The sequence below is a fragment of the Bradyrhizobium sp. Gha genome, from assembly GCF_900113735.1.
Classification (GTDB): domain Bacteria; phylum Pseudomonadota; class Alphaproteobacteria; order Rhizobiales; family Xanthobacteraceae; genus Bradyrhizobium.
In genome coordinates this window covers 107,652-119,182 of the sequence record NZ_FOQM01000022.1, presented here as the reverse complement: position 1 = coordinate 119,182, position 11,531 = coordinate 107,652, and the positions used below count along the sequence as shown (strand labels likewise).

At 64.0% G+C, this 11,531-nt stretch carries 11 protein-coding genes; 2 read left to right on the top strand and 9 right to left on the bottom strand.

From position 1 onward, the window contains the following. Positions 1-105: 105 nt before the first annotated feature. From BM222_RS24620 to cyoA, 7 genes are read right to left on the bottom strand one after another with little or no spacing between them, the layout of a single operon-like run. Positions 106-639, bottom strand: a complete 534-nt coding sequence (locus BM222_RS24620; RefSeq protein WP_092233395.1) for a response regulator transcription factor — start codon at positions 637-639, stop codon at positions 106-108. Continuing rightward, the gene (locus BM222_RS24615; protein WP_177243431.1) at positions 629-2,014 is read right to left on the bottom strand and encodes an ATP-binding protein; all 1,386 of its coding nucleotides are present in this window, start codon (positions 2,012-2,014) and stop codon (positions 629-631) included. Before BM222_RS24615 ends, BM222_RS24620 begins: the two co-directional genes overlap by 11 nt. Further along, positions 1,986-2,846, bottom strand: a complete 861-nt coding sequence (locus tag BM222_RS24610; RefSeq protein WP_092233388.1) for an SURF1 family protein — start codon at positions 2,844-2,846, stop codon at positions 1,986-1,988. The genes BM222_RS24615 and BM222_RS24610 overlap by 29 nt, the downstream gene beginning before the upstream one ends. Next, positions 2,843-3,223 carry a cytochrome o ubiquinol oxidase subunit IV gene (gene cyoD / locus BM222_RS24605; protein WP_092233386.1) on the bottom strand — a complete coding sequence of 127 codons (381 nt, stop codon included), beginning with the start codon at positions 3,221-3,223 and terminating at the stop codon, positions 2,843-2,845. Before cyoD ends, BM222_RS24610 begins: the two co-directional genes overlap by 4 nt. After that, on the bottom strand, positions 3,220-3,849 hold the full coding sequence (cyoC, locus tag BM222_RS24600) for a cytochrome o ubiquinol oxidase subunit III (protein WP_092233382.1): 630 nt from the start codon (positions 3,847-3,849) through the stop codon (positions 3,220-3,222). Before cyoC ends, cyoD begins: the two co-directional genes overlap by 4 nt. Then, entirely contained in the window at positions 3,850-5,847 is a 1,998-nt protein-coding gene (gene cyoB / locus BM222_RS24595) for a cytochrome o ubiquinol oxidase subunit I (protein ID WP_092233381.1), read from the bottom strand. Between the two features lie 11 nt (positions 5,848-5,858). Next, positions 5,859-7,022, bottom strand: a complete 1,164-nt coding sequence (gene cyoA / locus BM222_RS24590) for a ubiquinol oxidase subunit II (RefSeq protein ID WP_092233378.1) — start codon at positions 7,020-7,022, stop codon at positions 5,859-5,861. Between the two features lie 184 nt (positions 7,023-7,206). On the opposite strand from cyoA, the gene BM222_RS24585 reads away from it, so the two are divergent. Together BM222_RS24585 and BM222_RS24580 are read left to right on the top strand one after the other, a co-directional pair. Further along, positions 7,207-8,544 carry an MFS transporter gene (locus BM222_RS24585; protein WP_092233375.1) on the top strand — a complete coding sequence of 446 codons (1,338 nt, stop codon included), beginning with the start codon at positions 7,207-7,209 and terminating at the stop codon, positions 8,542-8,544. Between the two features lie 57 nt (positions 8,545-8,601). Then, positions 8,602-9,003: a c-type cytochrome gene (locus BM222_RS24580; protein WP_092233372.1), complete on the top strand. Its 402-nt coding sequence runs from the start codon at positions 8,602-8,604 to the stop codon at positions 9,001-9,003. A 9-nt stretch (positions 9,004-9,012) separates the two neighbouring features. Here the strand turns inward: BM222_RS24580 and BM222_RS24575 are convergent, their stop codons facing one another. Both BM222_RS24575 and BM222_RS24570 read right to left on the bottom strand, forming a co-directional pair. After that, positions 9,013-10,503: a M48 family metalloprotease gene (locus tag BM222_RS24575; protein ID WP_143106028.1), complete on the bottom strand. Its 1,491-nt coding sequence runs from the start codon at positions 10,501-10,503 to the stop codon at positions 9,013-9,015. A 35-nt stretch (positions 10,504-10,538) separates the two neighbouring features. Next, positions 10,539-11,390: a thermonuclease family protein gene (locus BM222_RS24570; RefSeq protein WP_092233369.1), complete on the bottom strand. Its 852-nt coding sequence runs from the start codon at positions 11,388-11,390 to the stop codon at positions 10,539-10,541. Positions 11,391-11,531 lie beyond the last annotated feature (141 nt).

Genomic DNA, 11,531 nt, shown 5'->3' with positions numbered 1-11,531 from the left:
GACGCACAGCGATCCAATGAGCCGCGGCCACCCCGGGGCAGCTTAACGGCGGCTGGCTGCGAGGTCAGTAGCCGCGCGGGGCATTTCGACCCTCGCAAGCATTGCCTACTTCACAGGGCGCTTCTCGAGCTTCCTCGCCAGCGTGCGCCGGTGCATGCCTAGCCGCCTGGCCGCTTCCGAGATGTTGAAATCCGTCTCGATCAGCGTCTGGTGGATACGCTCCCATTCGAGCGTCTTGATGGAGGTCGGCCGCACGTCCAGCGCGACCTCGGCATTACCTTCGGCCTTGGTGAAGGCGGCTTCGATGTCGTCGGTATTGGAAGGTTTTGCGAGATAGTGGCAGGCGCCCAGCTTGATGGCCTCGACGGCGGTCGAGATGCTGGCGAAGCCTGTCAGCACCACGATCAGCATCTCCTCGTCGTGGGTGTGGAGCAGCTCGACACAGGCAAGCCCCGAGGCGCCGCCGAGCTTGAGGTCGACCACGGCGTAGCCGAAGGATCGGTCCTCCAGGACTTTGCGGACGTCCTCGATCGAGGCGGCGAGCACGACCTCGTAGCCGCGCCGCTCGAACGAACGTTTCAGCGTGCGCGCAAAGCCTTCGTCGTCCTCGACGACGATGAGCGAGCGGTCAGGCGTCAAAGCTGCCTCCGATCGCAAGTGTGGCGAGCGGCAAGGTCAGGCGGACGGTGGCGCCGCGCTTCCTGTGGTTCTCGGCGGTCACGCTGCCCCCGAGCTTGCGCACGACGTTCACAACCAGGAACAGGCCGAGGCCGCCGCCGGCGCGGCCTTTGCTCGACTGATAGGGCTTTCCGAGCTGCGCCAGCATTTCCGGCGCAAAGCCCGGCCCGCGGTCGCTGATCGAGAGCACCAGATTGTCACCCTCGCGTTCGGCGAGCAACTCCACCCACTCGCGAGAGACTTCGTAGGCGTTATCGAGGACGTTGAAGATCACCTGCTTCAGCGCGATGTCGGAGACGATCGCGACGTCCTCGCCAAAGGTGTTGACGAAATAAAGCGTCTGCGCCGAACGCGCATCGCGCCATTCCTCAACCAGCGCGGTGACGAAGGCGGCCACCGTCGTCGGCGACGATCCTTCACCGCGAGCCTCGCCCGCCGACACCAGAATGCCCGTCACGATGGTCTTGCAGCGTTGCAGCGACGTTTCCATCTCCGTGAGGTCTTCGGCGAGCTCCTGATCGGCGGCAAGATCGGGCATGCGCCGCCAGTCGCTGAGGATGACGGAGAGCGAGGCGAGCGGCGTGCCGAGTTCGTGCGCCGCGCCGGAGGCAAGCAGGCCCATGCGGACGATGTGGTCCTGCTCGGCAGCATGCTGGCGCAGCGCAGCCAGATGCGCGTCGCGTTCGCGAAGGTTCCGGTTGATGCGGGTGACGAACACGACCAGCAGCACGGCGTTGAGAACGAAGCCCAGCAGCATGCCGGTCACGGTGAGGGTGTAGGTCTCGCTCAGTGGGTTCGGCGGCAGATCGAGCGGCCGATAGGCGATCGTCAGCCACACGAAGCTCGCGCAGGTCAGCGCCACCAGCGACCAGGTCGATCGGGCATCGAGCAGCACCGCGCCGAGGGTGACCTGGAGCAGGAACAGCGAGGTGAACGGATTGGTGGCGCCGCCGCTCAGGTAAAGCTGCGCGGTCAGCGCGGCGACATCCAGCATCAACGCGACCAGTAGCTCGTTGTTGGTGATGGCGGCGCGATGGCGCACCCAGACCAGGCTCGAGACGTTGAGCAGCACCAGCGCGCCGATCACCGCGCCCATCCGGGTCAGGGGTAGCGGAATGCCCAGCCAGAAATGCACGCCGCCGATGGTCACGATCTGGCCGACCACTGCGGTCCAGCGCAGCTGGATCAGCAGCGCCATGTTCTTGCGATTGGTCTCGTCGTCGGTGGGGGCCGCGCCGATCAGCTCGCTGCGCGCGTCCGCCTGCGATTGCAGCGTGACGGCCTGCTCGCCGTAGGTATTCCCGTCGTCAGGTCGGTTCGACGATCGTTCCAGCATCTGATCCCGTCCTGCGGGCGGAGGCATCGGAGCCGCCGGGGGGTTCGTGGACGAAGCCGTTCGAGGCTTTCTTGCGGCGGAACAGCCCGCCGCGGAATGTGACGATCAGTCTGCCGGCAAGCATGAAAGCTAGGGCAAACCACGTCAGCGCGTAGATCAGGTGGTTATTGGGAAAGCGGACCACGGTCAATCCGCCGATCGGACCGCCGCCGGATTGGGATCCGGCATCGGCGTCGACGAAGAAGGGCGCGGCGTTCTGAAGGTCGCGTGCGGCCGCGATCGCGGCGACATCCCGCGAATACCAGCGGTTGTGCTGGGGCACGTTGTCCCTGAGGAAACCGCCCTTCGGCTCGGTGATGCGCAACAGGCCGGTAATCTCGACCTGGCCGTCCGGATTGCCGTCCGGGCGTGTCGATGGGTCGCGCCGCTCTGGTGGCACGAAGCCGCGGTTGATCAGAATAGAGGTGCCGTCGGGGCGCTGAAGCGGCGTCAGCACCCAATAGCCGGGACCTTCTTCGGTGACGGCCTGCACCAGCGTCTCGCGGTCGTGCAGGAACCGGCCGGAGACGCGGACATGCCGGTATTCGTCACTGGCAGCAGTGATCGTCGGCCACGATGCCCTCGGGGGGATCGGCTGCGCCGGTGCGTGAACGCGCTGCTCGACCCGGTCGATCAGCGCCAGCTTCCAGGCGCGACGCTCGACCTGCCAGACGCCGAGGCCGATCAGAACAGCGACGGCCGCAAGCGAGAAAATCGTGAGCCACAGGGATGGACGCGCAGCCCCTGAGGGATTGGGCGGTTCGCTATCCCCGGGGTTCACGAGATCGCTCACTTCATTCCCGTCATCTCGTGAATCGGCATCATGTTGCTGTTGAGGTGGTTCATCACCCACAGCGAACCTGACAGCGCGATCACCACCATGACGATGGTGAAGATCAAGGCCATCATGCTCCAGCCGTTCTCGGATTTCGGGCTCATGTGCAGGAAGTAGATCATGTGCACGACGATCTGAACGACCGCGAAGGCCATGATGACCAGCGCGGTGATCTGCTTGCTCGGCAACGCGCCGCTCATGACCAGCCAGAACGGGATCGCGGTGAGCGCCACCGAGAGCACGAAGCCGAGCATGTAGCCCGAGAACGTGCTGTGAGCGTGGCCCTCGCCATGGTGATGGTCGTGCGCGCCGGCTGCGTGGGTATCGGTGCTCATCGCAGAACTCCCAGAAGATAGACGAAGGTGAAGACGCCGATCCAGACCACGTCGAGGAAGTGCCAGAACATCGACAGGCACATCAGGCGACGGCGGTTGGCCTCGATCAGGCCGAAGCGCCAGACCTGCACCATCAGGGTGACCAGCCAGATCAGGCCGCAGGAGACGTGCAGGCCGTGGGTGCCGACCAGGGTGAAGAAAGCGGACAGGAAGGCGCTGCGCTGCGGCGTGGCGCCCTCATGGATCATGTGGGCGAACTCGGTCAGTTCGATGCCGATGAAGGCGGCGCCGAACAGGCCAGTGATCAATAGCCACATCTGCGTCTGTGCGATCTTGTTCTGCTGCATCGTCAGCATGGCAAAACCGTAGGTGATCGACGACAGCAGCAGCATCGAGGTGTTCACCGCGACCAGATCGAGGTCGAACAGATCCTTCGGCGCGGGCCCGGCGGCGTAGTTGGCGCCGAGCACGCCGAAGGCGGCGAACAGCATCGCGAAGATGAGGCAATCGCTCATCAGATAGATCCAGAAGCCGAGCGAGGTGCTGTAGCCTTCCGGATGCGGATGTTCGTCGGCGACGTAGAAGACCGGCTCGCCGGTTTGCGAGGGATTGACGGCAATGGTCATTTACTTGGCTCCGGCGAGCAGTTTTGTGCGCGCGTCCTCGGTCCGGATGACGTCGTCGGCCGGAATGTCGAAGTCGCGGTGATAGTTGAACGTGTGGCCGATCCCGACGGCGAGCATCGCGATGAAGCTCGCAGCCGACAGCCACCAGATGTACCAGATCAGGCCGAATCCCATTGCGGTCGCGAACCCGGCGAGAATGATGCCGGTGCCGGTGCTGCTGGGCATATGGATCGACTTGAATCCGATCAGCGGACGCTGGTAGCCGCGCTTCTTCATGTCCCACCACGCGTCATTGTCGTGAACGACGGGGGTGAAGGCGAAGTTGTAGTCCGGCGGCGGCGAGGAGGTCGCCCATTCCAGCGTGCGCGCATCCCAGGGATCGCCGGTGACGTCCTTGAGCTGCTCGCGCTTGAGGAAGGAGACCGCGAACTGCATCAGCATGCACCCGATGCCGAGCGCGACGAGGCCGGCGCCGATCGCGGCGATGACGAACCAGATCTGGAGCGAAGGATCGTCGAACACGCGGAGCCGCCGGGTCACGCCCATCAGGCCGAGCACGTAGAGCGGCATGAAGGCCATGTAGAAGCCGGTGACCCAGAACCAGAACGACAGCTTGCCCCAGAACGGATCGAGCCTGAAGCCGAATGCCTTCGGGAACCAGTAGTTGATGCCGGCGAATGCGCCGAACACCACGCCCCCGATGATCACGTTGTGGAAGTGCGCGATCAGGAACAGGCTGTTGTGCAGGACGAAATCGGCCGGCGGCACCGCGAGCAGCACGCCGGTCATGCCGCCAAGCACGAAGGTCAGCATGAAGGCGATGGTCCACAGCATCGGCAGCTCGTAGCGGATACGGCCGCGATACATCGTGAACAGCCAGTTGAACATCTTCGCGCCCGTCGGGATCGAGATGATCATCGTGGTGATGCCGAAGAACGAGTTGACGCTGGCGCCCGAACCCATCGTGAAGAAGTGGTGCAGCCAGACCAGGTACGACAGGATGGTGATGACGACGGTGGCGTAGACCATCGAGGTGTAGCCGAACAGCCGCTTGCCGGAGAAGGTCGAGGTGACTTCCGAGAAGATGCCGAAGGCGGGGAGCACCAGGATGTAGACTTCAGGATGGCCCCAGATCCAGATCAGGTTCACGTACATCATCGGGCTGCCGCCGAAATCGTTCGTGAAGAAGTTGGTGCCGACATAGCGATCGAGCGAGAGCAGCGCGAGCACGACGGTCAGGACGGGGAAGGAGGCGACGATCAGGATGTTGGTGCAGAGCGAGGTCCAGGTGAACACCGGCATCCGCATCATGGTCATGCCGGGGCAGCGGAGCTTGACGATGGTGCAGATCAGGTTGATGCCCGATAACGTCGTTCCGACGCCGGCAACCTGCAGCGCCCAGATGTAATAGTCGACGCCGACGTCAGGACTGTAGCCGATATTGGACAGCGGAGGATAAGCCAGCCACCCGGTGCGGGCGAACTCGCCAATGAACAGCGAGAGCATCACCAGTACGGCGCCGCCGACCGTCATCCAGAAGCTGAAATTGTTCAGGAACGGAAACGACACGTCGCGCGCGCCGATCTGTAGCGGCACGACATAGTTCATCAGGCCGGTCACCAGCGGCATCGCCACGAAGAAGATCATGATCACGCCATGGGCCGTGAAGACCTGGTCGTAGTGGTGGGCCGGGAGGAACCCTTCGGAGCCGTTGAACGCGAGCGCCTGTTGCGCGCGCATCATCAGCGCGTCGGCGAAGCCGCGCAGCAGCATCACGATACCGAGGATCATGTACATGATGCCGATGCGCTTGTGGTCGACGGTGGTGAACCACTCGCGCCACAGATAGCCCCACAGGCGGAAATAGGTGAGGCCGGCGAGCAACGCGGTGCCGCCGAGCGCGACCATCACGAAGGTGCCGACCAGGATCGGCTCGTGCAGCGGCAGCGAATCGATGCCGAGACGGCCGAAGATGAGCTTGAGAAGATCAGGAGACATGCTGGATCTCTTTAGGAGTCTGACTTCGGACGCTGTCCGAGGAAGAAGGACGAGGACTTCAGCGGCGCGAAAGTCGGCCGCCTCAGCCCGGCGCCGACGAGCGGCGCGGTATCGAGGGGAGCTTTGATGGACGCGGCGGTCGCTGCGCCTTGCGGTGCATCCGGCGTGCAGGTGCCGGCGACGAAGCTCGGCTCGGGACCGAGCGCGGTGCCACGGCGGGCGTACTTGTCGTAGGACAGCGGCAGGGTGTTGTTCAGGCCCTCATGGCCGAGACCGCCCTTGGCGTCGATCGCCATCATCTCGCTCTGGCACATCTTGCCGGTCTCGACGCACATGTTGAGGATCAGGCGGTAGAGGTCGGTATCGACGGTGCCGTAGCGCCGGACCGGCTCGTTTTCGCTCGGCTTTTCGAGCTGGAGATATTCGCTGCGGCCGAGCGAGCCGCCGGCGGATTTGGCCTGCGCGACCCAGGCGTCAAAGCCGTTGTCGTCGAGACCCTGGAAGTTGAAGTGCATGCCGGAGAAGCCGGCACCGCTGTAGTTCGCCGAAAAACCCTTGTAGGTGCCGGTGTGGTTCACCACCGCATGCAGCTTCGTCTCCATGCCCGGCATTGCGTAGATCTGGCCGGCGAGCGCGGGGATGTAGAACGAGTTCATCACCGAGGACGCGGTGATGCGGAAGTTGATCGGACGATCGACGGGCGCGGCCAGATCGTTGACGGTGGCTATGCCGTAGTCCGGATAGATAAAGAGCCACTTCCAGTCGAGCGCGACGACGTCGACCTCGAGCGGCGCCTTGGACTGGTCGATCGCGCGATCGGCATGGACGCGGCCGAGGGTGCGATAGGGATCGAGCAGATGCGTGCCCATCCAGGTCAGCGCGCCCAGGCACACGATGATCAGCAGCGGGGCCGACCAGATCACCAGCTCGAGCTTGGTCGAATGGTCCCAATCCGGCTCGTAGCGGGCCGAGCTATTGGACTGGCGGTAGCGCCAGGCAAACAGCACCGTCAGCGCCATCACGGGAACGACGATCAGGAGCATCAGGACGGTGGAGATGATGACGAGGTCGCGCTGCTGCGCCGCGATATCGCCGGCTGGCGCCAGCACGACATAGTTGCAGCCGCTGAGCGCAACCGCCAGGGGTAGCAGCGCCAGGATCTTGAGACGGGACACGGGGCCGAGCCTTATGAGAATGAGTTTCCTTTGCGGGGCCAAGGGGTAGCTGCGGCGCAGCAATCCGGACATTGGACAATTTGTCCAATGTTGCAGTGCGGCATACTGGGTCAAACAAGGTCAGATTGCCTGGCCTCCCGCCGGGGCGGTCGGCATTGGATTTCAGGACGTTAAGGGCGCACGCATGGCGACGGCACAGACCCCCGCAATGGCAGACCTCCACTCGGGCGAGCACGGCCACGACGTGGCAAGTCCCGGCGAGATCGCCATCGGCGTCATCATCGGCCGCACCTCGGAATTCTTCGACTTCTTCGTCTACGCGATCGCTTCGGTGATCGTGTTCCCCCGCCTGGTGTTTCCGTTCACCAGCGAACTGACCGGCACGCTCTATTCCTTCATGATTTTCGCGCTGGCCTTCATCGCCCGGCCGATCGGGACCGTCATTTTCATGACGGTCGACCGCGAATACGGCAAGACGGCCAAGCTGGTCTCGGCGCTGTTCCTGCTCGGCACCGCCACCGTCGCGCTGGCGTTCCTGCCCGGCTATCACGACATCGGCGTTGCCGCGATCTGGCTGCTGGCGCTGGCGCGTATCGCGCAGGGTCTCGCCTGGGGCGGCGCCTGGGACGGCATGGCGTCGCTGCTGGCGCTGAACGCACCGGCCTCCAAGCGCGGCTGGTACGCGATGGTGCCGCAGCTCGGCGCGCCGCTCGGGTTGATCGTGGCGAGCGCGCTGTTTGCCTATTTCGCCGGAAATCTCTCGGCCGACGATTTCTTCGATTGGGGCTGGCGCTATCCGTTCTTCGTCGCCTTCGCCATCAACGTCGTGGCACTGTTCGCGCGCCTGCGCATGGTGACCACAGAGGAATATGCCTCGCTGTTCGAGACCCGCGAATTGCAGCCCTCGCGCATCTCGGACACGGTTGCCCGCGAAGGCCACAACATCATGCTGGGCGCGTTCGCGCCGTTGGCAAGTTTCGCGCTGTTCCACATGGTGACCGTGTTCCCGCTGTCCTGGGTCTTCCTGTTCACCCGCGAAAGCCCGGTGCGCTTCCTGATCATCGAGATCGTCGCTGCCGTGTTCGGCGTCGTCGCGATCGTGCTCTCCGGCGTCATCGCCGACCGCGTCGGCCGCAAATCGCTGCTGATGGGATCGGCGATCGCGATCGCGATCTACAGCGGTTTCGCCCCGCAGCTGCTCGATGCCGGCGCGTTCGGCGAGACCATCTACATGGTGATCGGCTTCATCCTGCTCGGCCTCTCCTTCGGCCAGTCATCGGGCGCGATCGCCTCGAATTTCAAGCAGGCCTATCGCTATACGGCTTCGGCGCTGACCTCCGATATGGCCTGGCTGTTCGGCGCCGGCTTTGCTCCGCTGGTCGCGCTGCTGCTTGCTACCAATCTTGGCGTTATCGCCTCGGGAGCCTATCTGCTCTCGGGCGCGTTCTGGACCCTGCTTGCCCTCTGGCTCAGCGGCCAGCGTGAGGCCGGCGATATGGACGCGGGTCGATCTTCGAACTGAGGGGAATAAATTTCGGCCCGGACGATCCTGTTTTGCGGAACCCAAACAGGAGATGACATGAACGTCTGGCCGAATTCCGCTCCTCAGCGCAGCACTTCAGGCCTGGCTCTTGCCTTTGTCGCTATCGTGCTTCTGGGCCCAGCTCGGCCCGCGGCTGCGACCGGCAACGTGGCGCGCGGCCAGACGCTCTACAAGGGCTGCGCAGATTGCCACGCGATCAACGAGAACGGCGTCGGCCCCATGCACAGGGGTGTTGTCGGCCGCAAGGCGGGCAGCGTCGCCGGTTACGACTACTCGCCTGAGCTGAAGAAATCGGGGATCGTCTGGACCGAGGAAAATCTCGACCGATGGCTGACCGGACCGCAGGCCATGGTGCCTGAGACCAAGATGTTCTTTGACGTGCCCGACGCGCAGGATCGCGCCGACATCATCGCATTTTTGAAAGAAAAGGCGCGGTAGCCACCGCCCTCAATCAGTCACGATCTTCACGCGGTCGCGCACCTTCACCTGCGCATTGCGATCGAGCCCGTTCAGCACCCGAAAGCGCTCGGCCGGATGATCGACACCGGCCATGCGGTGGGACAGCGATTCCACGGTGTCGCCGGGCTGCACGGTGATGACCTTGATGCGCAGCGGGCGCGCCGCCTGGATCTCGTCGAGCGTCAGCCGGCGGAAGGAATTGACGGTCTCACGCGCGTTGCGCTCGCTCTCGGTCGACTTCTGCCGTGTCGCGAAGATGAAGCGGTAGACGTCGCTGCCGAAGCGCAGCGCATAGACCTTGAACTGCCACTGATCGCCCTTGGCAGAGGCAGATGCGGCTGGAAAGCCGTTGATGGTGATGTCCTCGGTGGACGCCTTCTCGACGCCCTCCATCCAGCCGGAATTGAGGTAATCGCCCAGCGACTGCTCGGCCGGCACGCGCACGACGTCGAAGCGCATCGCCTGCGAGCCGCCCTCGCGCACGCCGATCACCGCCTGCGCGGTATTGTCGAGCGAGAAGTTATCAGGCGCCTGGAACGTGAAGCCGAGCTTTGGATGCAGGAATCTGCGGCCGCGGACGAAGCCTTCGCTGGGGTCCTCGCCATAGACGAGGTTGTCGATCGCGGAAAGATAGCTCTCGCGGTCGCGCTCGCCGCCTTCCGGCGCGACGTATTGCCGTGCGATCGCCTGCGCGTTTTGCACCCGTTCGGGCGTGGCCGGGTGCGACGAGGTGAAATCCTGCGCGCGCGGATCGAGCGAGCTCTTGCCGGCCTTCAGCTCGGCATTGCGCTCCATCGCCGAGAGGAAGCGGGCGGCACCATAGGGATCGAAATGCGCCTTGGCGGAGATGCCGACGCCGATGCCATCGGCCTCGAACTCCTGGTTGCGCGAAAAGCTCGCCATGGTCAGCTTGGTCTTGGCGAGTGCGAGCGCGGTGAGATCGGGATCGTTGCTCATGTCGGTGACGACACGGGTGACGATGGCAGCCTGGCGCGCCTGGTCCTCGCGCATCGCGGCGTGTTTGGACAGCACATGCGCCATTTCGTGGCTGAGCACGGAGGACAACTCAGACGTATCGCTCGCAAGCGCAAGCAGGCCGCGCGTGACATAGAGCTGGCCGTTCGGCAGCGCGAAGGCGTTCACCGCGCCGGAATTGAGGATGGTGACCTTGTAGCCCTGATCCGGGCGATCGGAGGCGGCGACGAGTCGGTCGACGGTCTTGCTGACGAGTGATTCGAGCCTGGGATCGTCATACGCGCCGCCGTAGCTCGCCAGAATGCGCTCGTGCTCCTTTTCGGTGGCGGGGGTTTGCGCGACGGCCGGCTTCGGCTTGGGCAGCGCGACGGTCGGCGGGGCCGCCGCAGTTTGGAAACGGCCCATGTCGCCGCAACCGGCGAGGGCTGTGCCCAGCACGAGGCAAAGCGCGGCCGGCGCAGCCCGCAGGCGGCGGCCATCACTTAGTCCGTGCCGTTCTAGCACCCCATTCACGTCGATTAACCCGTGCCTGGCCTGATCTAAGGCCTTACCCCTGTCGGCTCGTTTGCGCCCAGCAACTCAACCTGTCCCGCCCGGAACACATCGATACGCGGCCCCGTCGTCCCCTCAACCCAGCCTCGGACACGAATCCGTCTATTTTCCAATGACTTAAGAGTTGCTCCGGCACTTTCAAGCGTCGGCAGCGTACGCTTTGAGATAGTCACAGCGAAGCCGTGTGTCCAGTTCCGTCCGAAGTTGAGGTAGGTCATTGCCCCAGCTTGCCGGACCGATAGGACTTTGCCCTCGACCACCATAAAGCGCCCGATCCCGGCCAAAATATCGTCCGGACTTTCCGCGTTTTTTATGGCCGACGGGTCAGCCCAGCTGCCCTTTTTTTGGCGCCGCGCCTCGGCCTCGGCCGACATCAGGGCGGCTGCGCAATCCTTCTCGGCGATCTCGGCGGAGACGAGGGCATCGCCGTTGGTGAGCAGCATCGTCTGCACGGAGGCGTCGCTCTCGCCGATGAACACCAGCGCGCCCTGGCGGCCGTAGCGGTCGGGCGTGTCGTCGGTGCCGCGCAGGATGACGTCGCGGCCGACGAGCAGCGACGTCAATGCTTGCCTCGTCGTGGCTGTCGCCTCCATGCCGGCGAGACGGACTTCACGGCCATCGTCGAGACGTACACTGCGTGCGTCAACGATCGCCGCGACACGGCCTTGGCCCTGTGCTTCGAATTGGCACGGTGCCGCGTACGCAGCTCCATCAGCGACGAGAAGAAGCGCGACGATGAGGTGAAGCCGTTGCGGCATGAGACCCGTGGAGGTTGCGTTGAGCGCCGATGTTAACCCAAGCGCTGTGTGGCGCGAAGAGGCTTCTACACGCTCGGTCATTGCGGGGAGCCCTTGCGACGAAGCACATCCGGATGTCTCGACCGAAAGATTCTGGATTGCTTCGCCACGCTCGCAATGACGTGGAGATATTTGTCCATACATCACCATTCCGCTTTGCGGAAAACACACAACGCCGTCGCG